Source organism: Streptomyces hypolithicus, from assembly GCF_052934925.1.
Genome location: NZ_CM128811.1, coordinates 493,922 through 516,369 on the forward strand (window position 1 = coordinate 493,922; position 22,448 = coordinate 516,369).

The following is a 22,448-nucleotide window of genomic DNA, read 5'->3' on the forward strand; positions in this document are numbered from 1 at the left end:
GCGCCGTGATCCGTCACTGCTCGCCCTCCTCGATCACGTTGACCTGCAACGAGACGCGAGTGGCGCCCGCGTCCAGCGACCTGCGCAGCAGCGCGTCGACCGCCGTCAGCACCTCATCCGCACCGCCCTCGGCGGTGTTGCCGAACGGGCCCACATCCACCGCGTCCAGCGCCGCTCCCTGCATGACCTCGCGGGCCGCCAGCGCGTGCGCCGGCGCCTCGTCGAGGTCGAAGGGTTCGGTCGTGAACTCCACTCTCAATCGCACCATGCCCCCACGGTATCGCCGGGGGCCCCCTTGACAGGCGTCCACGTCGCGTTGCAACATTCCGTCAAGCAGAAAATAACTTCCGCAATACGGAAGGAGCGCCGAAACCCTCATGGGCTACCCGGACCAGCGCTTCGATGTGAACCTCTCGATCCTCTTCACGGAACTCCCGCTCCTTGAGCGCCCCGCGGCAGCCGCCGCGGCGGGCTTCAAGGCGGTCGAGCTGTGGTGGCCGTGGATCGAGACCCCCACCCCCGACCAGGCCGAGCTCGACGCGCTCAAGCGGGCACTCGACGAGGCCGGCACCCAGCTGGTCGGCCTGAACTTCTATGCCGGACAGCTGCCCGGCCCCGACCGCGGCGCACTCTCCGTGCCCGGCGAGGAGTCCGACCGTTTCCGCGCCAACATCGACGTGGCGGCCGACTTCGCCGCCTCGGTCGGCTGCAAGGCGCTCAACGCGCTCTACGGCAATCGCGTGGACGGCACGGACCCCGACGTACAGGACAAGCTCGCCCTGGAGAACCTGGTCGTGGCCGCCCGCGCCGCGGACCGCGTCGGGGCGATCCTGTTGATCGAGACCCTCAACAAGCCGGAGTCGCCGCTCTACCCGCTGGTGAGCGCACCGGCCGGCGTCGAGATCGTCGACAAGGTCAACGCGGCCACCGGACTCGGCAACGCCAAGTTCCTCCTCGACATCTACCACCTGTCGATGAACGGCGAGAACCTCCCCGAGGTGATCGCGGCGTACGCCGAAAAGACCGGCCACGTGCAGATCGCCGACAACCCCGGCCGCGGCGCGCCCGGCACCGGCTCGCTGCCGCTGGAAGAACTGCTCGACCAGCTGAAGAAGGCCGGTTACGACGGTTGGGTGGGCCTGGAGTACAAGCCCGGCGACCGCCCCAGCACCGAGGCCTTCGACTGGCTGCCGGCCGGCGCCCGCGCCGCCAACTGACGTGACGCAAGAGAGTTTCGAGAGAGGCACCCTCATGAGCAACAACCTCCCCAAGATCGGCTTCATCGGTCTCGGCATCATGGGCTCGCCCATGTCCGAGAACCTGCTCAAGGCGGGTTACGACGTCACCGGCTACACCCTGGAGCAGCCCAAGATCGACCGCCTGGTCGCCGCGGGCGGCAAGGGCGCGTCCTCGATAGCCGAGGCCGTCAAGGACGCCGACGTGATCATCACGATGGTGCCCGCCTCCCCGCAGGTCAAGGCGATCGCGTACGGCGAGGACGGCATCCTGGAGAACGCCAAGAAGGGCGCCCTCCTGATCGACATGTCCTCGATCACCCCCCAGACCTCCGTGGACCTGGGCAAGGCCGGCACCGAGAAGGGCCTGCGCGTCCTGGACGCCCCGGTCTCCGGCGGCGAGGCCGGCGCCATCGAGGCGGTACTGTCGATCATGGTCGGCGGCTCGCAGCAGGACTTCGACGCCGCCAAGCCGGTCCTCGACGCCCTCGGCAAGACCATCGTCCTGTGCGGCCCGCACGGCTCCGGCCAGACGGTGAAGGCCGCGAACCAGCTGATCGTCGCGGTCAACATCCAGGCGTGCGCTGAGGCCGTGGTCTTCCTGGAGAAGTCCGGCGTCGACCTCGAAGCGGCCCTGGACGTCCTCAACGGCGGACTGGCCGGCTCGACCGTGCTGACCCGCAAGAAGGCCAACTTCCTGAAGCGGGACTTCGCCCCCGGCTTCCGGATCGACCTGCACCACAAGGACATGGGCATCGTCACCGACGCCGCCCGCAACGTCGGCGCGGCCCTGCCCGTCGGCGCGGTCGTCGCCCAGCTGGTCGCCTCGCTGCGCGCCCAGGGCGACGGCGGCCTGGACCACTCCGCCCTGCTGCGCTCGGTCGAGCGCCTCTCCGGTCAGCCCGTCCAGAGCTGACCCTCCCCATGAACTCCGGGCTGCGGCAGCGCTGACACCTGTCCTGTCGCGCCCAGGCGCTGCCGCCGCCCGGATTCCACTTCAGCTTGAACCCGCGCTGAACCCCGTCTTCAACTTCAACAAACTGTTGACGCCGCAGGTGATGCGTACTTACGCTCCTCACGCCGCCAGCAGATTCCGCAGGAAGGTCCCCATGTCGAAGCGTGTGCTCACGACCGAGTCAGGCGCCCCGGTCGCCGACAACCAGAATTCCGCCTCCGCCGGTGTCGGCGGCCCGCTCCTCATCCAGGACCAGCACCTGCTGGAGAAGCTGGCCCGGTTCAACCGTGAGCGCATCCCGGAGCGCGTCGTCCACGCCCGCGGTTCGGGTGCCTACGGCTACTTCGAGGTGACCGACGACGTCACCGGCTTCACCCGGGCGAACTTCCTCGGCGAGGTCGGCAAGCGGACCGAGACGTTCATCCGCTTCTCCACCGTCGCCGACAACCTGGGCGGTGCGGACGCGGTCCGCGACCCGCGCGGTTTCGCACTGAAGTTCTACACCGAAGAGGGCAACTACGACCTCGTCGGCAACAACACCCCGGTGTTCTTCCTCAACGACCCGGTGAAGTTCCCCGACTTCATCCACTCCCAGAAGCGCGACCCCTTCACGGGCAAGCAGGAGCCGGACAACGTCTGGGACTTCTGGGCGCACTCCCCGCAGTCCACCCACCAGATCACCTGGCTGATGGGCGACCGCGGCATCCCCGCCTCGTACCGCCACATGAACGGCTTCGGCTCGCACACCTACCAGTGGACGAACGCCGATGGCGACGCGTACTTCGTCAAGTACCACTTCAAGACGAACCAGGGCGTCCGCTGCCTGTCGTCCGAGCAGGCCGCCGAACTGGCCGGCAAGGACGCCAACTCGCACCAGACGGACCTGCTCCAGGCCATCGAGCGTGGCGTCAACCCGTCCTGGACGCTGCACGTCCAGCTCATGCCGGCCGCCGAGGCCGCGGACTACCGCTTCAACCCGTTCGACGTGACGAAGGTCTGGCCGCACGCGGACTACCCGCTCCAGCGCGTCGGCCGACTGGTCCTCGACCGGAACCCGGACAACGTCTTCGCCGAGGTCGAGCAGGCCGCGTTCTCCCCGAACAACTTCGTTCCGGGCATCGGCCCCTCGCCCGACAAGATGCTCCAGGGCCGGCTCTTCGCCTACGCGGACGCCCACCGCTACCGCCTCGGTGTCAACCACACCCAGCTGCCGGTCAACGCCCCCAAGGCGACCACGGCCGACAACTACGGCCGGGACGGCGCCATGGCGACGCGCCACGGGGCCCGTCACGACAAGAACTACGAGCCCAACTCGTACGCCGGCCCCGCCCAGACCGACGAGGCGCTGTCCGCGCCGATCGCGGTGGCCGGCTGGACCGGCGCGCACGCCAACGCGGTCCACGTCAAGGACGACGACTTCTTCCAGGCCGGTGAGCTCTACCGCCTGATGTCGGACGAGGAGAAGTCCCGCCTGATCGCCAACATCGCCGGCGGCCTCTCGCAGGTCACCCGCGACGACGTGATCGAGAAGAACCTGGCGCACTTCCACGCAGCCGACGCCGAGTACGGCAAGCGCGTGGAGGAAGCGGTCCGCGCCCTGCGCGAGGACTGAGCAGTCCCGCGCACCGAGACCGCGCGAGTGACTTGACGGGAGGTCAGTTCACTCGCGCAGTCCGAGCCCCGGCCCGATGAGGGGTGGTCGGGGCAACGGACGGAACGGGTACCGCGGCGGAGAGCGAGCCAGTGCGGTGGTCAAGGCTCACGGAGTGGCCTGTTCGACCTGAGGGCAGGCCACCCCGCGAGTTCATCGCCCCCCGCCGCGGACCCCTTCCCGCACCATCGACCACTCCCACGTGCGCACCTCGCACCGCTACCGCGGGCATCGGCCCGCTGCGCCGGACTCCGCCCGGCCCCACAACAACACCCCCGCGCTACGCACCACACGCGCACCCCCCCCAAACCCCGCCCGGCGGCGCGAACGTCCTGTCGCGCCAGTCTCGTGCCGTCGGGCGGTATCAGTTGTTCCCCCTGCCAGGGCGCGGGGTGCGTACGAACGGTCCCGTACGCACCCCGCGCCCTTCAGGCGTTCGGCGCCGCCGCCTCGGCCAACGCCCGCGCCTCCTTCTCCGGTGCGAGACCCACCACCGGACGGTCGGGGCGCTGCGGGGCCACCCCGCCGAGCTTCTGAAGCCAGGTCCAGGTGTCGGCCACGGTCGCGGCGACCGGCCGGCAGCGCAGGCCGGCCGCCATGGCCTTGCCGACGTCGGTGCGGTGCATCGTGTCGTGCATCTCCCCCGGCGGCACCCACACCGGCAGTTCCATCCACGGCTCGATGCCGGCCGCCCGGATCACCTCCGGGTCCGTCCAGCGCAGCTCCGCGTCCGAGCCCGTGACCCGTACACACTCCTCCAGCAACTCGGCCAGGCCTGCGTGGCCCGGCGGGCTGATGAGGTTGTACGGGCCCCCGAGCCCGCGTTCGGCGGCGTCCAGCGCCCACGCGGCGAGATCGCGGGCGTCGATGAACTGCACGCCCAGATCCCGCGGCCCGGGAGCAAGGACCGGCCCGCCGCGGGCGATGCGGGTCAGCCACCACGGGAGCCGGCCGATGTTCTCGCCGGGGCCGAGGATGAGCCCGGCCCGCAGCAGCAGCGCGCGGTCGCCGAAGGCCTCGACCGCGGCCAGCTCGCCGCCCCGCTTCGCCTGCGGGTAGGCGACGTCCCCGGTGGCGTCGGGCGAACCGTCGACCAGCGCCCCATCCTCATCCAGGCCCGGCGGGGACGGGTAGGCGTACACGGAGGCACTGGAGACGTACACGTAGTGCCCGGCCCGGCCGGCCAGCAGCTGCGCGGCGTCCCGTACGACCTTGGGCGCGCCCGACCACGTATCGACGACGACGTCCCACTCCCCCTGCTCCAGCGACGACAGACCGTCCTCGGCGGTGCGGTCGCCGTGCAGGGCGGTGACGCCCTGCGGCGGGTCGTGCCGCCCCCGGTGGAAGACGGTCACGTCCCAGCCGCGCGCCAGGGCGTCCTCGGTGACCGCGCGCCCGACGAATTCCGTACCGCCCAGGATCAGTAGTCTCATGGCCGCAACTGTGCCGACCGATCCTGACTTTGGGAACGCGGGCACGCTCTCAGCGCAATCGCGGCGAACGCCGTCAGCCGACGGCGACCACCGCCCCGGCTGCCCCGGCCACCGCCCCGGCTGCCGCCTCCGCCGCCGGGACGGATGCGCACGTCCAGCGGCCCACAGCGGTCTCGGCGGTGATGCCGGGACCGAAGCCGGCGATGAGCCCGCCGGCGCCGTCCCGCGCCCCACCCTCGTCGAACAGCCGTGCCAGCGCGTCGAAGACCACGGAACTGGCGATGTTTCCCCGCTCGGTGAGCGTGGCCCGGCTGAACCGGAACATCTGCGGCGGCAGTTCCAGATAGTGGCACAGGTCGTCGAGAATGCGCGGGCCGCCCGCGTGGATGATGAAGAAGTCGAGCTGCGGAATCTCCCAACCGTGCTGCGCGACGAGCGACTTCAGCGCCGGGGCGAGCATCTGCATGGTGCCGGGGACCCGCTTGTCGAGCAGGAAGTGGAACCCGGTGTCCCGCACGGCGTACGAGATCCAGTCCACGGTGTCGGGCACCAGATGCGAGGCGTTGCGCTCGATCCGCACCCCCGTGCCGCCCTCGCCGCGGACCACGGCCGCCGAGATCGCGTCCCCGAAGAGGCCGTTGGACAGCAGCGAGCCCACCCCCAGGTCGGCCGGCTGGTAGCACAGCGAGCAGAACTCACAGGACACGATGAGCACGTTCGCCTGCGGATAGGCGGTGCAGAAGTCGTGCGCGCGGTTGATCGCCGCACCGCCGGCGGCGCAGCCGAGCTGGGCGATGGGGAGCTGGCGGGTGTCCGAGCGGAAGCCCATCGTGTTGATCAGCCAGGCGGTCAGCGAGGGCATCATGAAGCCGGTGCACGACACATAGACGATGAGGTCGATCTCGTCGGCCTCCACTTCGGCGTGCGCGAGCGCCCGGCGTACGACGTCGGGCACCCGCGCCTTCGCCTCGGCCTCGTACAGCCGGTTGCGGGACTCGAAACCTGGGTGGCGCAGGGTGTCTTCGATCGGCTGGACGAGATGGCGGGTCGCGACGCCCGTGTTCTCGATCAGGCGCAGGGCGAGGTCCAGTTGCGGATGGTCCGCGTGCAGCTCGCGGGCCAGCTCCAGCGTCTGTTCCATGGTGATGACATGGTCGGGTACGGCGACGGACGGGCGGCACAGCGTGGCCATGGTTCTTCCTTGTCTTCGACCGGGCGTCAGGGCGGCGGGCGTCAGGGCGTAGAGGCTGGGGTCCCGGGGTCCGTTACCAGGCCACCGGCAGAGCGAGCGGGTAGCGCCAGATCGACGTCGTGTTCCAGCGCACCTCACCGGGCTCGACGGCCAGCCGCAGGAGCGGGAAGCGGTCGAGGAGGGTGGCGAACACGACCTCCAGTTCCATCGCGGCGAGCGGCGCCCCGAGGCAGTGGTGCGCCCCCCAGCCGAACGTCATGTGCGGTACGGCCGGCCGCTCGATGTCGATGTCGCCGGGGCCCTCGAACTTCCGCTCGTCGCGGTTGGCGGTGAGGTAGGAGACGTGCACCACGTCCCCGGCCCGGATGGTGACCCCGCCGAGTTCCACGTCCTCCAGAGCGATCCGCGGGATGCCGACGCCCTTGCGGAACGGGATGAAGCGCAGCAGCTCCTCGATCGCCCCGGGCAGGCCGGCGGGCCGCGCGCGGAGCGCTCCGAGCACGTCCGGGCGGGTGAGCAGGGTGTACGCGATGTTCCCGATCTCGTACGTCGTGGTGTCCTGGCCGGTGATCAGCAGAACCATCGACATGACGGCCAGCTCGTCGTCGTCCAGCAGCTCCGCACCGTCGCGGGCGGTGGCCAGGGTGCTGATCATGTCGTCGCCTGGTGAGCGGCGCCGCTCCGCGCTGAGCCCGGCGAAGTAGGCGCGCAGCTCGGCCTTGGCGCGGACAGCGGCGTCCCGGTCGGCGGCGACCATGTTCATCATGGTGAGCGCGTGGCCGCGCAGCCACGGCCGGTCCGCCTCGGGGATGTCCAGGACCTCACAGATCGTCACCAGCGGCAGGGGCGCGGCGATATGGGCGACGAGGTCGGCGGGTGAGCCGATGTCGGCCATCCGGCCGATCATCGAGTCCACGGCGCTCTGGGTGCGCCGGCGCATCCGCTCGACGTGGCGGGGCGTGAAACTCTTCGCGACCAGACTCCGCAGCCGGCTGCTCGCGGGCGGATCCATCAGGTTGATCGACTCGGACTGGACGATCGGTTCCGGCGTCATGCGGGGGAAGTCGCGGCCCTTGACGGCGCCGCGGCTGAACCGCCGGTCGGTGGTCACGGTGCGTACGTCCTCGTACCGCGTGACGAGCCAGGCCTCCCCCTCGCCGTACGGCATCCGGATCCGGGCCACCGGGTCGGTCTCCAGCATCTGCTGGAGCTGAGGGTCGAACTCGAGGGCCTCCGCGTAGTCGAACGGGCAGCTCCATACGTTGCCTGCCGTGACAGTGCCTGCCGTGACACTGCCGGTCGTGACAGTGCCGGTCGTGCCGGTGCCGGTCGTGCCGGTGGTCTCCACGTTTCGGGTGCTCCAGACGGTGTGCGGTCGATGTCCGACACACCTGTCCCCGAGTGGGAGCACACTCATGTTCCCTTGCAGGGCAATTAACCGATTAGAGGGAGAGCCCAAGGGGGCGCACTTCAGGTGCGACCGGGCAGGTGACCAGGCGGATGACCAGGCAGGACGCGCCCGGGTACGCCGAAGGCCCGGCCTGCTCGCGCGGGCCGGGCCTTCGGTCGGGGTGTGCGGATCAGGCGAGCGTACGGATCGCCGTGGGGGCGTGGCCCGGCTCGGTGGCGAGGTCCTCCCACTCGTTCACGCCGTCGATCTGGACGCCCATCGAGATGTTCGTGATGCGCTCCAGGATCGCCTCGACGACGACCGGGACCTGGTACTCGGCGGCGAGCTTCTTCGCCTCCTCGAAGGCGGGCAGCAGCTGGTCCGGCTCGGTGACCCGGATCGCCTTGCAGCCGAGACCTTCGACGACCTTGACGTGGTCCACGCCGTAGACGCCCAGCTCCGGCGAGTTGATGTTCTCGAACTCCAGGTTGACCTGGAAGTTGATGTCGAGGTTGCGCTGCGCCTGGCGGATGAGGCCCAGGTAGGCGTTGTTCACCAGGACGTGGACGTACGGGATCTTGTGCTGCGCGCCGACGGCCAGCTCTTCGAGCATGAACTGGAAGTCGTAGTCGCCGGACAGCGCGACGACCGGGGTCTCGGGGTCGGCGGTGGCGACACCGAGCGCGGCCGGGATCGTCCAGCCGAGCGGACCGGCCTGGCCGCAGTTGATCCAGTGGCGCGGCCGGTAGACGTGCAGCATCTGCGCGCCGGCGATCTGGGAGAGGCCGATCGTGGTGACGTACCGGGTCTCGGGGCCGAAGGCGCGGTTCATCTCCTCGTACACACGCTGCGGCTTGATCGGCACGTTGTCGAAGTGCGTGCGCCGCTGGAGTGTCGCCTTGCGCTCCTGCGCGGACGCGGCCCAGGCGGAGCGGTCCGGCAGCTCGCCCGCGGCCTTCAGCTCCTTGGCGACCACGATGAAGAGCTCCAGGGCGGCCTTGGCGTCGGAGGCGATGCCGTAGTCCGGGGCGAAGATCTTGCCGATCTGGGTGGGCTCGACATCGACGTGGACGAAGGTGCGGTCCTTGGTGTAGACGTCGAGGCCGCCGGTGTGGCGGTTGGCCCAGCGGTTGCCGATGCCGAGGACGAAGTCCGACTCCAGGAACGTGGCGTTGCCGTAGCGGTGCGAGGTCTGGAGGCCGACCATGCCGGCGTTCAGCTCGTGGTCGTCGGCGAGGATGCCCCAGCCCATCAGGGTCGGGATGACCGGGACGCCGGTCAGCTCGGCGAACTCGACCAGCAGCTCGGAGGCGTCGGCGTTGATGATGCCGCCGCCCGCGACGATCAGCGGGCGCTCGGAGGCGACCAGCATCCGGACGGCCTTCTCGACCTGCTTGCGGGTGGCCGCGGGCTTGTAGACCGGCAGCGGCTCGTACGTCTCGGGGTCGAACTCGATCTCGGTCAGCTGGACGTCGATCGGCAGGTCGATGAGGACCGGGCCGGGACGGCCGGAGCGCATCAGGTGGAACGCCTGCTGGAAGACGCCGGGGACCTGCGCGGCCTCCAGGACGGTGGTCGCCGCCTTGGTGACGGGCTTGGCGATCGAGGCGATGTCGACGGCCTGGAAGTCCTCCTTGTGGATCACCGCGGTCGGGGCCTGGCCGGTGATGCACAGGATCGGGATGGAGTCACCGATCGCGGAGTAGAGGCCGGTGATCATGTCGGTGCCGGCGGGGCCCGACGTACCGATGCAGACACCGATGTTGCCGGCCTTGGTACGGGTGTACCCCTCGGCCATGTGGGACGCGCCCTCGACGTGGCGGGCCAGCGTGTGGTCGATGCCACCGCCCGCCTGGAGGGCCTTGTAGAACGGGTTGATCGCCGCGCCCGGGACGCCGAAGGCGTTCGTGACGCCTTCGCGCTTGAGGATTTCAACTGCGGCTCGGGCTGCGGTCATTCGAGGCATCGCGTACTCCTGCTCGGCCAGTCGGAGTGACCTCACCGGTGCGAGCCGGTGAGCGTCTATTCCATAATGCGAAAGTTTGTTTCTGCTATACGGAAGCAATCTAGGGTGAGGTCGTTGATGCGTCAAGAGCGGGTCCACGGCGGGGTCACGCAGGAGGCCATGCCGGAGCCCATGTCGGAGTCCACGCGGCAGTGCCCGGCGGCAATGCCCGAAGTCCCTCCCCAAGGCGTCGCTCTTGGTGGACCATGGGCCACGTACCGCAGTCACATGACGGCTGCCGGTGATCCGGCCCGGAGGGGGACGGTCATGGGAGAGAACGTGCCGGTGCGCTGCCCGGTCTGCCGCCGGACGCACTCCTTCGAGGCGCCGGTCTTCCCGTGCGCGTGCGGCGAACCGCTGGCCCCGCCACTGTCCCGCGGCGCCACTCCGGAACGGATCACGCACCGCACCTGGACCGACGCCTGGGTCACGGTGCGCTGCGGCGCGTGCGGCCGCCAGGACCAGTGGCCCCAGCCCGAACTGGGCTGCGCCTGCGGCGCGGTCCTGCGCATTCCGGTACGACCGGTGCCCCGCTCGCCGGCCCAGGGACCGGACCGCCGGTCCACGTCCACGTCGGCTTCCACGCCCACGCCCACGCCGGAGCCGGCACCCGGCCAGGCATACGGGCCTGCCGGGCCTGTGCAGGGGCGGGCCCGCCATCAGCCGGGCCACGAACCGACGGCCCCCGCACGGCCCGGACCGACCCCCGGACCCGCGTCGGCGCACCCGCCCGGGAATTCCGCGTCCGCAACCGGTCCGCTGCCGGACGCCGCCGCTGCGCCGCGCCCGCGGTTTCGGCCGATGACCATCAGAACCGCCCGGGACGCGGTGACTGCGGCCGCCCTCTACCTCAAGTGGCTCGGGTTCCGCGACATCATGCAGTCCCCCGAGCGCCCAGCCTCCGGCATAGACCTGCGGGCCCCTGGCCTGGTCGCGCAGGTCGACCCGACGACCCGTCCGGCCAACCTGCGCGATGTGGAGTGCCTGTGGCTGAACGGCCTCAGCGCCTCCGGGATCGGCGTGTTCTTCTCCCTCGCCGGGTACGCCGACGACGCCCGCGCCCGCGCGGACACACTCGGCGTCCCGCTCTTCGTCATGGACCTCACCGGTACGCCGCAACCGGTGAACCGCCCCGCGGGCGACCTGATCAGCACAGGTGCCTGAGAAGCTGTTGTCCCACTCCCGCTGAGCTCGGAACGCCTGGCACGACCGCTCGCGGCGTTGCCGAAATGCCCTAATAGCTCCTTCCCCAAGCTCTCAACTCCGTTCGAGCAGGGGAGACCCCACCTGAGGACACTCCGGCGCCTTGCGATCGACCGCACCAGACGCCCCGAGCTGATCCAGCGGGAGTGGGACAACAGCTTCTGAATCCGGTCAGCGCAGGTCGCCCTCGTCGTACTCCGCCGTCGAGCCCTTCGCCGTGCGCTCGCGCAGCTCGATCCGGCGGATCTTGCCGGACACCGTCTTGGGCAGCTCGGCGAATTCGATCCGCCTGATCCGCTGGTAGGGCGCGAGCACCGACCTGGCGTGCTCGAACAGCAGCTTCGCCGTGTCCGCGTCGGGCTCCCACCCCTGCGCGAGGACGACGTACGCCTTCGGCACCGCCAGCCGCACCGGGTCCGGCGCGGGCACCACCGCCGCCTCCGCGACCGCCTCGTGTTGGAGCAGCGCGCTCTCCAGCTCGAAGGGGGAGATCTTGTAGTCGGAGGCCTTGAACACGTCGTCGCGCCGGCCGGTGTACGTGATGTACCCGTCCGCGTCGCGCGAACCGATGTCGCCGGTCCGGTAGTAGCCGCCGGCCATCGCCGCCGCCGTGCGTTCGGGATCGCCGTGGTAGCCGGCCATCAGGCCGACCGGAGCCGCCGACAGGTCGAGGCAGATCTCGCCCTCGCTCACCCCCGGCTCCCCGGTCACCGGGTCGAGCAGCTCGACGACGAAGCCGGGGCTGGGCCGCCCCATTGAGCCCGCAAGCAGCCGCTGACCAGGGGTGTTGGCCACCTGCACGGACGTCTCGGTCTGCCCGAAGCCGTCCCTGATCGTCACGCCCCATTCGCGCCGTACGGTCTCGATGACCTCGGGGTTGAGCGGCTCGCCCGCCGCCAGGACCTCGCGCGGCGGCGTACGCAGCAGGCCGAGGTCCGACTGGATCAGCATCCGCCACACGGTGGGCGGGGCGCAGAAGCTGGTGACGCCGGCGCGGTCCATCTCGGCCATCAGCGCGGCCGGGTCGAAGCGGGTGTAGTTGTGGATGAAGACGGTGGCCTCGGCGTTCCACGGGGCGAAGAGGTTCGACCAGGCGTGCTTGGCCCAGCCCGGCGAGGAGATGTTGAGGTGGACGTCGCCGGGCCGCAGCCCGATCCAGTACATCGTCGCCAGGTGGCCGACGGGGTAGGACACATGGGTGTGCTCGACGAGTTTGGGCCTGGCGGTGGTACCGGAGGTGAAGTAGAGCATCAAGGGGTCGTCGGCCGAGGTCGGCCCGTCCGGCTCGAAGCCGTCGGGGCTCGCGTCCGCGCCGTCGTACCGTGTCCAGCCGTCCCGGGCGCCTTCCCCGCCCCCGACGCCGATACGGGTGTACTCACCGGGTACGTCGTCGAACTTCGCCGCGTCCTCGTCCCGCACCACGACGTGCCGGACCCGGCCGCGCTCGACCCGGTCGCGCAGATCGGCGGACCCGAGCAGCGGCGTCGCCGGGACGACGACGGCGCGCAGCTTCATCGCGGCCAGCGCCGTCTCCCACAACTCCACCTGGTTGCCGAGCATGACGAGGATGCGGTCACCCGGTCCGACCCCCTGCGCGCGGAACCAGTTGGCGACCCGCGCGGAGCGCGCCGACATGTGCGCGAAGGAGACCTGGGTGCGCCGGCCGTCCTCCTCCGCGATGTGCAGGGCGACCCGGTCGTTGCCCTCGGCGATGCGGTCGAACCAGTCGAGCGCCCAGTTGAACCGTTCCGGGCGCGGCCAGACGAAGTTCTCGTACGCAGTCGTATAGTCCTCCCGGTGCTGGAGCAGGAAATCCCGGGCCGCCCGGAACTCCTGGGTGGCGTCCTGTGCCGTCATGTTTCCTCCGTGCGTTGCCGGGCGGCCCGGTCCATTGCCGGGTCGCTGCGTCGCTTCGGGAAGCCACTACCCGTGCGCTGCGGAGAAGACGCCGAACCGGACGTCCGGGGTGACGGTGGCGGCGTTCCCGGGTTTCACCCCGGCGATCACCGGCTTCCTCGGCCGGGACGCCCTGAGCGCCGGCTGACGGCACCGCGTTCGCAGGGGCCGGTTATGCTCGCTTCCCGCTCGGGCGGGCGTGGGCACGGGTGTGGGGCACGGGCACGGGACAGAAGAGCGAGAGGCGACCTCGGGCATGGTCGTTGACCACGGATCGGACGAGTTCCACGCGTTCTTCGAGCGTCACTACGCCGAACTCGCCCGCTTCGCGCACCTCTTGACCGGTGAGCCGGATGCGGCCGACGACCTGGCCGCGCGTGGCGCAGACGGGCGGAGTCGAGACCACCGGCACCTGGCAGTCGCTGCCGGACGCGGACTTCGCCCTGACCGTCCGCGAGCAGGACGGCGTGCTCGTCTACCGCTGGACGCTCAAGAGCGGTCGTAAGGTGCCGGCGGGAGAACACGTCTTCGCCGGGCAGCACAACCACGCCACGGACGGCCGGGACGCCAACGACGACACGTACGAGGCACGCGCGCGGACAGCGGACGGGGCGTTCACGGTGCGAGGGGACTTCAAACGGACCGCCTGACGTCGCCAGGGCCGGGGTGGGGTTGAGCCGGGCTGGGCTGGGCCGTACGCGCGGCGGGGCGGCCGCTGGCTGTGCGTCCTCAGCCAGATCACCCCCTGCGGCCCCGGCCGGCGACGCTGCCGCCGACGCCTGAGGCGTGCGGCCGTCACGACGAGCGGGCGTCACTACGTGCGGCCGTCACTACGTGTGGCCGGCCTTGACCGCCGTCTGCGTGATCTTGCGGGCCATGCCGCCGAACACCACGGTGTGGAACGGCGACACGCTCCACCAGTAGGCGTGGCCCAGCAGGCCGTGCGGGTGGAACAGGGCCCGCTGCCGGTACGTCGTACGCCCGTCACTGCCCGGCTCGGCCCGCAACTCCAGCCACGCCAGCCCCGGCAGCCGCATCTCGGCCCGCAGCCTCAGCAACCTGCCCGGCTCGATCTCCTCCACCCGCCAGAAGTCCAGCGAGTCGCCGACCCGCAACCGCTCGGCGTCCCGCCGCCCGCGGCGCAGCCCCACCCCGCCGACCAGCCGGTCCAGCCAGCCGCGTACGGCCCAGGCGAGAGGGAAGGAGTACCAGCCGTTGTCCCCGCCGATTCCCTCGATGACCCGCCACAGCGCCTCCGGTGAGGCGTCCACGGCCAGTTCGCGCCGGTCCGAGTAGAGACTGCCGCCCGCCCAGTCCGGATCGGTGGGCAGCGGATCGCTGGGCGCGCCCGGCAGCGAGGCCGACGACCACCGGGTGGTCACCTGAGCGTCCTTGACCCGTTGCAGGGCGAGCGACAGCGCGGTGTCGAAGCTGAGCGGCCGCCCCGGCCCGTCGGGCACGTACCGGGCGATGTCGTGTTCGTGGCAGACCACTTCGTGGCGCAGGGACTCCGCGAGCGGGCGGGCGATCCGCCGGGGTACGGGCGTGACCAGGCCGATCCAGTGGCTCGACAGGCCCGGCGACAGCATCGGTACGGGCAGGATCAGCCGGTGCGGCAGCCGGGCGACTTGGGCGTAGCGCCGCATCATCTCGCGGTACGTCATGACGTCGGGGCCACCGAGATCGAAGGCCCGGTTCACGTCGTCCGGCATCCGCGCGCTGGCCACGAGGTAGCGCAGTACGTCGCGTACGGCGATCGGCTGGATCCGGGTCGCGATCCAGCTGGGGGTGACCATGACCGGCAGCCGCTCGGTGAGGTAGCGCAGCATCTCGAACGACGCGGAGCCCGAGCCGATGATGACGGCGGCGCGCAGCACCGTGGTCGGGACCTTCGAGCCGAGCAGGATCCGGCCCACCTGGGCACGCGAGCGCAGGTGCGGGGAGAGGTCCGACTCCGCGACGCCACGGGGCGTGAGCCCGCCCAGGTAGACGATGCGCTTCACACCGGCGGCGCGGGCCTGCTCACCGAAGATCCGGGCGGCTTCGCGGTCCGTGTCCTCGAAGCCGGATCCGCTGCCGAGCGCGTGGACCAGGTAGTACGCGACATCGATGCCGCGCATCGCCGCGCCGACCGTGTCCGCCCGGGTCGCGTCGCCGCGCACCACATCCACCCGGCCGGCCCAGGGGTGGCCCCGCAGGGCGCCGGGTGTCCGGGCCATGCAGCGCACCCGGTGGCCCGCTGCGAGCAGTTCGGGCACCAGGCGGCCCCCGATGTACCCCGTCGCCCCGGTCACCAGGCAGTACAGCGGCTGCGCGCCGCCCTCGCTCGGGGTCTCGTCCAGGCTCATGTCGGTGTCCTGTCTCTCGTCCGGGCTGCGTCGGCGCTGCGTCCGGAGGGGCTGGATGTGTGCTCGTTCGTACGCGCACGGTCGCCCGGCGCACGCTTGCCCGGCGCACGCTTGCCACCTGCCCGGCTCCCCGCCCACCGCTTGTGACCATCGCAGGAATCACTCGTTTGACGGAGGGACACGGACAACGTCTCATTCGTTGGAAGGATCTTCGATCCATGTCCCCATCCCCTGGGCAACGCGCGAATGGCAGTGGGCGGACCGGCCTCCTCCGGGCCGAGGCCGCCCTCGTCGAGCAGTACACCCGACTCGCCCGACTCGCCTACCTGACCCTGCCACCCTCCCTCAGCCGACACCGGCGGGTCCTCGTCGCCCATTCACTGACGCAGCGGGCCCTGCCCGGCATCCGCGACGCGGGCAGGCCGCAGCAGTCACCACAGGCAGCACCGGCGCCCGGGGCGCGGGCGCTGCCCGCGCAGCGGCCCGCACCGGCCCCCGAGGCGGCGTGGGTGCTGGAGCGGGTGCTGCGCTCCGCCCTGGCGTACGAGCGCACGCCGTGGGGGTGGCCAGGGTCGCTGCCGTCGCCGCGCGCGCTGCGGCCCGCGCTGCCCGTCGTGTGGGGGCTGCGGCTGTTCCCGCGGGCGGGCGGGGCGGACGAAGTCGTCCTGGGGCACGCGCTGTCGAAGGTGCCGGCCGCCGCCCGTGCCGCGTTCGTACTGCGCCGTCTGGACGGTCTCGGCGACGCGGAGACCGAACGGCTCCTGACGGCGGCGGGCGTAAAGCGCCCCAAGGAGGCGCTGCGAACGGCCCGGCGTCTGGACTCCACGGCGGGTCCTGCCGCCGAAGCGCTCGCGGAGTCACGGGAGTTCGACGCGTGTTCCGTGCAGACCCGGCCGACGGATCTGCTGCGGCGGCGGCGCCGCCTGCGGGGAGTGTGGGTGGCCACGGCGGCCGCCGCGGTGGCCCCGCGCTGATCCTGACGGTCTCGGGCTCATCCGGTACGCCCGCACCCGCCTCGCGGACCCCCCTGCCGGTGGCTGCCTTCGCCCCTGACCAACTGGTACGCGCGCCGGGCGACGCCTGGGCCGACACCTCCAGGGTCGACTTCACGGTGTGGCCGGCCCGCGGCGGGCGCACCTTTGACGAGGCCCTCCTCGGACGGGCGCTCGATGCCTGGGCGGACCCGCGCGGCACAGCACGCGGAGCGGCCACCACAGCGTCGGCGGCCACCACGGGTCCGCCGCGGCAGTCCACTCGGTTGCTGTACGCGGGCGAGATCGACCGCCGCGCCGTGGTGCTCTTCCACGGCGGCGAGCACACCGTCCGCTACAGCGAGCCGCTCACGCCGGGTGGCCGCCCGACCCTTGATTTCGCCCGCGCCGACAACGCCGACGTGACGACTGCCGCCGCGCTCGTCGTCAGCCGCACGCGGGGCCGGGCCCGGTATCTCGTCGCTCCCTGGATCGCCGAGTCGCAGACCCGCGACCTGCTGCGGCCCGACTCCCCCGGGCGCCCCCTGAACGTGTCCGGTGATGGGATCACGAGTGCGGTGGACAGCCCGGACGACGCGGCTCCCTGCGACGCGTGGCCCGTGCTGCAGCTTCGCTCGTCCGAACGCATCGTGGAGAAGCACGCCTTCCTCGTCACCGACCTCGGCGACCATGCGCCCGTACACCTGACGTACACACCGCTGCCGGGGCCCGGTACCCGGGCCCGGCAACCGCGTGAGGCGACGGGCGGCGCGGCGCTGCTGACGTGGGCCCGGTCGGCGTGCGGCCTCGAAGAGCTGCGGGGCTCGGGGGTACGAGCCGTCAACATCTGGGACTTCGCCGAGCAGAACCTGCCCGGCGGCGGGCGGGCGGTGTGGTCCTGCACCCGGGCCTCCACCTGGCGTGGTCCCGGCAACGTCCTCGTGCAGTTCCGTATGCCCGCGACGGCTCCCGCCCGACCGGCCGAGGTCGTGGCGCGCGCCCGCTCCACCGCCGCGTGCAGCCGCTTCGGTCAGCATCTCGTCGCGAGCACGCGCTGGACGGCGGAGTCGGGGCGCAGGTACCTGCTCGCCGCGGGCAGCCGGGAGATCACCGCGATCCGGGTGAGCGGCGAAGTGGAGGCGAGCGGCACCGGCCCGACGCTGGCCGTGCCCGCCGCGGACGACGCGCGCGCGGAGGTGCGCGCGCGGCTGCGGGACGGGGAGACGCTCAGCGAACTCGGCGCTGAGTGACACCCGCGCTGCGCAGCGCGCCCCCGGGCTCCTTCCGTGACGCCGGAGGGAGCTCGGGACAGGGCCGGGGCGTACGGCTCCCGGCGCTCACGCGTGGGCGTTGGGCTTCCTGTGCTCCGCTGGCGTGTGCGCCTCGTCGTACGACCCGCAGTCCGGGTTCTGGCACGGTCCGGGGCGCCAGATCGGCACGTACATGCCGAGAGTCTTGTGGCGGTGGACTTCGGTCGGGAGGATTTGCTTGCAGACCGGACAGATGTGTTCGGCCTGCGGCTTGGTGTCACGCTCTTTGCTGGCCATACATATACGTTAGGCCAACGAAGGGACATACAACAGTCGGTAAAGTCTTTTACGGATTCTGCGGCTTCTCCGGCTTCTCCGGTTCGGCAGGGGCGCGCCGAAGGCTGAGCACGACGGACACCGTGAGGACCACGACGATGATGCCGAGACTCAGCGGCGAGGGGATCTCCGGAATCGATGTGCTGATCAGTTTGTGTGACGCCTGCAGGATGAGCTTCACGCCGATGAAGGACAGAATGATCGCCAGGCCCTTGCTCAGGTAGTGGAACCGGTCCAGCAGCCCCGCGAGCAGGAAATAGAGGGCCCGGAGGCCGAGAATGGCGAAGGCGTTGCTCGTATAGACGATGAAGGCGTCGTCGCTGACCGCGAGCACCGCGGGGACGCTGTCCACAGCGAAGATCAGGTCGGCGGCCTCGATCGCGGCGATCACGGCGAGCAGCGGGGTGGCCACCCGCCGCCCCGCCTCCTTGACGAAGAACTTCATCCCCGCGTACTCGTCACGAACCGGAATGACCTTGCGGAGCAGCCGTACGGCGAAGCTCTTGCCGGGGTCGAAACTCTCCTCCTCCCCCTTGAGGATTTTGTACGAGCTCCAGAACAGCACCGCGGCGAAGCCGAACAGCACCGCCGTGAACCGGCTGACGACGGCCACGCCGAGCGTCAGGAAGATCCCCCGGAACACCAGGGCGCCCATGACGCCGAAGAAAAGAACCCGGTGCTGATAAGCGCGGGGCACCTTGAAATACGCGAAGATCAACGCGAAAACGAACAGGTTGTCGACGGACAGGCTCTTTTCCAGCAGCCAGGCGGTCGTGTATTCGGTTCCCGCCGTCGCGCCGAGTTCCACGAAGACGACCCCGGCGAAGGTCAGCGCGAGGCCGACCCACAGCGCGCTCCACAGCGCGGCTTCCTTGAAGCCGATGACGTGGGCGCTGCGGTGGGCCAGCAGGTCCACCGCCAGGGCCACGACCACGGTCGCGGCGAACGCCCCCCACAGCCACAGCGGCACATCGAGCACGGCGGACGCCTCTCGGGTACGAGCCTACGGTGCGGTTCTGCGGGCGCCGCGCGCTACCAGTGACGCGCCCGCCAGTAGGGGTTGTCGTGCGGGAGGCCGCCGGAGACCCGGCCGTACATCCCGAACGTCATCAACAGCAGGCCCACCACGAAGCTGAACACGACGTTCCCCATCCGGAAGGCGAGGAAGTTGTAGTCGGAGTCGAGCAGCGCGAGGTTGATGAACCCGCTGGCCAGGAACGCCACGCCGAGGACCAGGTTGAGGGTCGAGGCGAAGTTGCCCCCGATGAGGGTGCCCGCCAGCAGGAGCAGACCGATCAGGATGGACAGGACGCTGAGCGCCCCGTTGGTGTTGAGCCCCATCATGTTGTCGCCGCCGGTGTCGAAGAAACCGACTTGGTCCAACAGCCCGAAGACACCGAAGACGATCAGGAAGAGCCCCATGAGGCCTGCCCCGATGCGGTAGACGAGGCTGAGGCGGTGGTCGACGGGCAGGTGTTCGTCCAGGGCGATGCGTGCGTGCCGAAGATTGGGGGCGGCGCGATGGGCGGCGCGATGATCAGTGCGCTGCACGTGACCAGTGGCCATCTGTGCCCTCCTCCGTCGCTGGAGCGTTTCAGGACAGACAGCACGATTTTACCCCGCGCCGGGTCAGCTGGCGTAGCTGGCGGCTGCCTCCGTGGCAACGCCCCGGGCGTGGTTACGGCCTGGTGCGCGAGAGGGGACGGGCCCGCGACGCCGGCTACGGCACCTCGCCGCGTTGGCGAAACGCCCTGATAGCTCCGCTATGAGGACGCTCCGCCGCCTTCCGATGCACCGCATCCGACGCCGCGGGCTGATCCACCCCCTATCGCGCACCAGGCCGTTACCCGCGATCGTCCCTCCCGTGCGCCGGTGCGCCGAGCGCGGGATTCGAAAACCGCACCAACTCCAGTGCCTGCTGCGGAAACCATTCGCCGGCCTTCGGGTCGAGCGTGCCGCGTTCGGGGTCCCGTGGCCCCTTCGTGCCGCGCAGGCACTGGCCGTCCGACTCGCCGGGCGTCTTGATCCACAGCTTGGCGTCGTGCAGCGGGTCGGCGGTGCGGGTGGTGGGGCGGACCCCGAGGCCGCGGTCCGGTGGGTTGCACCAGTCCTGCGCGTCGGCGTACTTGCCGGCGGGCGGGGTCCACGGCCCGCGGCCGTTGCGACTGGTGTCGGTGACGAAGTGGGCCATGCCGTCGGGTGCGAGGCGCTTGTGGCGGTCGAGCCAGCGCTGCGCGTCGGCTCGCGGCGTGTACTGGTCCGGGCAGTCGGCCGGCTTCCCGGCGTCCGCGACATGGGCGAGGCAGAAGGAAATGAGCCTGCCGTACCAGGCGTTGGCACTGTCGACGCTGTAGTTGGAGACGTTCACCGCGAAGCCGGTGGCCTGCCCGACACCGCCCTTGATCAGGCGGGGCACGATGCTGGTGACGCTGTGCCACGCCGGGTACCCGGCATCGACGTACACCTTGGTGCGGGGCAGTGTGGCGAGCGTGTCGACGGCGTCGCTGACCTGGGCGTAACGCGCGGCGGTCGCAACGGCCTTGGCCTTCTCCTCGCCGCCGCCGCCGCCGCCGCCGGGGCAGTCTGCCGGGATCAAGGCGAGCGCGTCGGGTTCGAGGACGACCAGCGCGCGGCTGCCGCCGATGCCGTGCGCCACGGCGTCGATCCAGTCCCGGTAGGCCTCGCTGTCGCCCAGTCCGCCGGCGGAGTACAGGGAGCAGTCACGGCCCGGGACGTTGTAGAGCACCAGCGTCGGCAGCTCCCGTCGCCGGGCCGCATCCCGCACGACGCCCCGGGTCTCCGCGCGGACCTCGGCGGGGGTCTGCCCGGCAAGCCAGACGGCGTGCGGGGTGCGGGCCATGGCGCGGATGTCGCCGGCGTCTTCCGGGCGCCCGGCACGGTCGAGTACGTCGGCCTGGTCGTACGCCGCGGGGTTGGCGGCCGGGGCGTACAGGCGGGCGCCACCGGAGCCGCCGCCGACCGGGGTGTCGTCGGCGTCGGCGGCGGGCGCTCCGAGGAGGAGCGCTGCGGCCAGCGCGGTCAGGGTGAGGGCGGTGGTGGTGTTGCGCACGGGGCTGCTCCGTTGTCGCTCATACGCGGTGGGCGGGGTGGGAGCGCCCGACACCACGCGTACAACGCGTCACAAGACGTCACAACGCGGAGCGCGGGCCGCTCGGCCGGGGCACCACGGTGCGTATGAGCAGGGAGCGACGAGCGCCGAAGCCGAACCGGAGCAGGTGGGGCGCTGGGCCGCCCAACCGGATCGGCACCACGGACCCCCGGGCTGCGGCGCCACGGGCACCGGCCCGCCCCGCGCACACCGCCCGCGCAGCGGCAGCGGCGGTGGCGCAGGGGGCGTGGGGGTGGCTCACGTGGGTCAGTTTATGTGCGCGCGGCGTTCACGCCACCGAGTTGATGCGCCCCGTCGGGCTGCGCGGGCCGTCGTGGTGGATCGGGGTGTGGGCGCCCGAGAGGGAGACACCGGTGCCGCCGCGCCGGGCCGCTACGATCTCCGCGGCGATGGACAGCGCGGTCTCCTCGGGCGTACGCGCGCCGAGGTCGAGGCCGATGGGGCTGTGCAGGCGGGCAAGTTCGAGCTCGGAAACCCCGATGTCGCGCAGCCGCTTGTTGCGGTCCTGGTGGGTACGCCGGGAGCCCATCGCGCCGACGTACGCGACCGGCAGCCGCAGCGCCAGTTCCAGCAGTGGTACGTCGAACTTCGCGTCGTGGGTGAGGACGCAGAGCACCGTGCGGCCATCCGTCTCGGTCGACGCGAGGTAGCGGTGCGGCCAGTCGACGACGATCTCGTCCGCCTCCGGGAAGCGCGCGGCGGTCGCGAAGACGGGCCGGGCGTCGCACACGGTCACGTGGTAGTTCAGGAACTTGCCGACGCGCACCAGCGCCGACGCGAAGTCGATGGCGCCGAACACGATCATGCGCGGGGCGGGGACGCTCGACTCGACCAGCAGTGTCAGGGGCTGTCCGCAGCGCGAGCCGTCCTCGCCGATGAGCACCGTGCCGGTGCGCCCCGCGTCCAGCATGGCGCGGGCCTCGCCCACCGCCGTGCGGTCCAGCTCGCGGTGGCCGCCCAGGGTGCCGTCGTACGAACCGTCGGGGCGTACGAGCAAGGCGCGGCCCATGACGTCCGCCGGCCCGTCTGTGATCCGCGCGACCGCGGCCGTCTCACCCCGTGCGGCGCCGGCCAGGGCGGCAGCGAAGACGGCCCTGCCCGGGGCGCAGGACCGGACCGGGGTGACCAGGATGTCGATCACGCCGCCGCAGGTCAGGCCCACGGCGAACGCGTCCTCGTCGCTGTAGCCGAAGCGCTCCAGGACGGTCCTGCCGTCCTGGAGTGCCTCCTGGCACAGTTCGTACACCGCGCCCTCAACACACCCGCCGGAGACGGAGCCGATCACCGTGCCGTCCGAGTCGACCGCGAGGGCCGCTCCGGGCTGCCGGGGCGAGCTGCCGTTCGTCGCCACGACGGTGGCGACGGCGAAGTCGCGTCCCTGCTCGACCCACCGGTCCAGCTCTTCGGCGATGTCCAGCATGACTTGTCTCCTTCTGGGGGTGTGTGGAGGGCT

General features: G+C 71.2%; 18 protein-coding genes and 2 pseudogenes. 7 read left to right on the top strand and 13 right to left on the bottom strand.

The genetic code is table 11. The annotated features are described in order from the left end of the window. Positions 1–13: 13 nt before the first annotated feature. Positions 14–265 carry a hypothetical protein gene (locus tag ACU6WZ_RS02450; protein ID WP_447033814.1) on the bottom strand — a complete coding sequence of 84 codons (252 nt, stop codon included), beginning with the start codon at positions 263–265 and terminating at the stop codon, positions 14–16. A gap of 112 nt (positions 266–377) precedes the next feature. Between ACU6WZ_RS02450 and ACU6WZ_RS02455 the strand changes: the two genes are divergently transcribed. From ACU6WZ_RS02455 to ACU6WZ_RS02465, 3 genes are all read left to right on the top strand, one after another. Continuing rightward, positions 378–1,217 carry a TIM barrel protein gene (locus ACU6WZ_RS02455; protein ID WP_447031471.1) on the top strand — a complete coding sequence of 280 codons (840 nt, stop codon included), beginning with the start codon at positions 378–380 and terminating at the stop codon, positions 1,215–1,217. 34 nt (positions 1,218–1,251) lie between these two features. After that, a complete protein-coding gene (locus ACU6WZ_RS02460; protein WP_447031472.1) occupies positions 1,252–2,151 on the top strand; it encodes a 2-hydroxy-3-oxopropionate reductase in 900 nt (299 codons plus the stop codon). 193 nt (positions 2,152–2,344) lie between these two features. Then, positions 2,345–3,802: a catalase gene (locus ACU6WZ_RS02465; RefSeq protein ID WP_447031473.1), complete on the top strand. Its 1,458-nt coding sequence runs from the start codon at positions 2,345–2,347 to the stop codon at positions 3,800–3,802. A 467-nt stretch (positions 3,803–4,269) separates the two neighbouring features. Here the strand turns inward: ACU6WZ_RS02465 and ACU6WZ_RS02470 are convergent, their stop codons facing one another. The 4 genes from ACU6WZ_RS02470 to gcl all read right to left on the bottom strand — a co-directional run bounded on the left by ACU6WZ_RS02470 (position 4,270) and on the right by gcl (position 9,822). After that, positions 4,270–5,274, bottom strand: coding sequence for an NAD-dependent epimerase/dehydratase family protein (locus ACU6WZ_RS02470; RefSeq protein WP_447031474.1), 1,005 nt, complete (start codon positions 5,272–5,274; stop codon positions 4,270–4,272). A 73-nt stretch (positions 5,275–5,347) separates the two neighbouring features. Further along, on the bottom strand, positions 5,348–6,466 hold the full coding sequence (locus ACU6WZ_RS02475; protein WP_447031475.1) for a type III polyketide synthase: 1,119 nt from the start codon (positions 6,464–6,466) through the stop codon (positions 5,348–5,350). A 73-nt stretch (positions 6,467–6,539) separates the two neighbouring features. Next, positions 6,540–7,814 carry a cytochrome P450 gene (locus tag ACU6WZ_RS02480; RefSeq protein ID WP_447031476.1) on the bottom strand — a complete coding sequence of 425 codons (1,275 nt, stop codon included), beginning with the start codon at positions 7,812–7,814 and terminating at the stop codon, positions 6,540–6,542. Positions 7,815–8,046: 232 nt separating this feature from the next. Beyond that, a complete protein-coding gene (gene gcl, locus ACU6WZ_RS02485) occupies positions 8,047–9,822 on the bottom strand; it encodes a glyoxylate carboligase (RefSeq protein ID WP_447031477.1) in 1,776 nt (591 codons plus the stop codon). A 306-nt stretch (positions 9,823–10,128) separates the two neighbouring features. Between gcl and ACU6WZ_RS02490 the strand changes: the two genes are divergently transcribed. Further along, the gene (locus ACU6WZ_RS02490; RefSeq protein ID WP_447031479.1) at positions 10,129–11,025 is read left to right on the top strand and encodes a hypothetical protein; all 897 of its coding nucleotides are present in this window, start codon (positions 10,129–10,131) and stop codon (positions 11,023–11,025) included. A 210-nt stretch (positions 11,026–11,235) separates the two neighbouring features. Here the strand turns inward: ACU6WZ_RS02490 and ACU6WZ_RS02495 are convergent, their stop codons facing one another. Continuing rightward, positions 11,236–12,921: an AMP-binding protein gene (locus ACU6WZ_RS02495; RefSeq protein WP_447031481.1), complete on the bottom strand. Its 1,686-nt coding sequence runs from the start codon at positions 12,919–12,921 to the stop codon at positions 11,236–11,238. A gap of 295 nt (positions 12,922–13,216) precedes the next feature. Here ACU6WZ_RS02495 and ACU6WZ_RS02500 point away from each other — a divergent pair. Together ACU6WZ_RS02500 and ACU6WZ_RS02505 are read left to right on the top strand one after the other, a co-directional pair. Further along, positions 13,217–13,336, top strand: a pseudogene (locus tag ACU6WZ_RS02500) (SigE family RNA polymerase sigma factor); the annotation flags it as partial. After that, on the top strand, positions 13,314–13,610 hold the full coding sequence (locus ACU6WZ_RS02505) for a hypothetical protein (protein WP_447034339.1): 297 nt from the start codon (positions 13,314–13,316) through the stop codon (positions 13,608–13,610). The pseudogene ACU6WZ_RS02500 and the gene ACU6WZ_RS02505, both read left to right, overlap by 23 nt. Before the next feature lie 180 nt (positions 13,611–13,790). Here ACU6WZ_RS02505 and ACU6WZ_RS02510 read toward each other — a convergent pair whose 3' ends face one another. Beyond that, positions 13,791–15,308: an SDR family oxidoreductase gene (locus ACU6WZ_RS02510; protein ID WP_447031482.1), complete on the bottom strand. Its 1,518-nt coding sequence runs from the start codon at positions 15,306–15,308 to the stop codon at positions 13,791–13,793. 218 nt (positions 15,309–15,526) lie between these two features. On the opposite strand from ACU6WZ_RS02510, the pseudogene ACU6WZ_RS02515 reads away from it, so the two are divergent. Next, positions 15,527–17,529: pseudogene (locus tag ACU6WZ_RS02515) on the top strand (serine/threonine-protein kinase). 87 nt (positions 17,530–17,616) lie between these two features. Here ACU6WZ_RS02515 and ACU6WZ_RS02520 read toward each other — a convergent pair. The 6 genes from ACU6WZ_RS02520 to ACU6WZ_RS02545 form a co-directional block, all read right to left on the bottom strand. After that, positions 17,617–17,826 carry a hypothetical protein gene (locus ACU6WZ_RS02520; RefSeq protein ID WP_447031484.1) on the bottom strand — a complete coding sequence of 70 codons (210 nt, stop codon included), beginning with the start codon at positions 17,824–17,826 and terminating at the stop codon, positions 17,617–17,619. Positions 17,827–17,875: 49 nt separating this feature from the next. After that, positions 17,876–18,844, bottom strand: a complete 969-nt coding sequence (locus tag ACU6WZ_RS02525) for a TerC family protein (protein WP_447031485.1) — start codon at positions 18,842–18,844, stop codon at positions 17,876–17,878. A gap of 53 nt (positions 18,845–18,897) precedes the next feature. Further along, positions 18,898–19,431: a DUF4383 domain-containing protein gene (locus ACU6WZ_RS02530; RefSeq protein WP_447031486.1), complete on the bottom strand. Its 534-nt coding sequence runs from the start codon at positions 19,429–19,431 to the stop codon at positions 18,898–18,900. A 277-nt stretch (positions 19,432–19,708) separates the two neighbouring features. Next, positions 19,709–20,935, bottom strand: a complete 1,227-nt coding sequence (locus ACU6WZ_RS02535) for a glycoside hydrolase family 6 protein (RefSeq protein ID WP_447031487.1) — start codon at positions 20,933–20,935, stop codon at positions 19,709–19,711. A 79-nt stretch (positions 20,936–21,014) separates the two neighbouring features. Then, a complete protein-coding gene (locus ACU6WZ_RS02540) occupies positions 21,015–21,236 on the bottom strand; it encodes a hypothetical protein (protein ID WP_447031488.1) in 222 nt (73 codons plus the stop codon). A 27-nt stretch (positions 21,237–21,263) separates the two neighbouring features. Further along, a complete protein-coding gene (locus ACU6WZ_RS02545; RefSeq protein WP_447031489.1) occupies positions 21,264–22,415 on the bottom strand; it encodes an XdhC family protein in 1,152 nt (383 codons plus the stop codon). Positions 22,416–22,448: the final 33 nt, after the last annotated feature.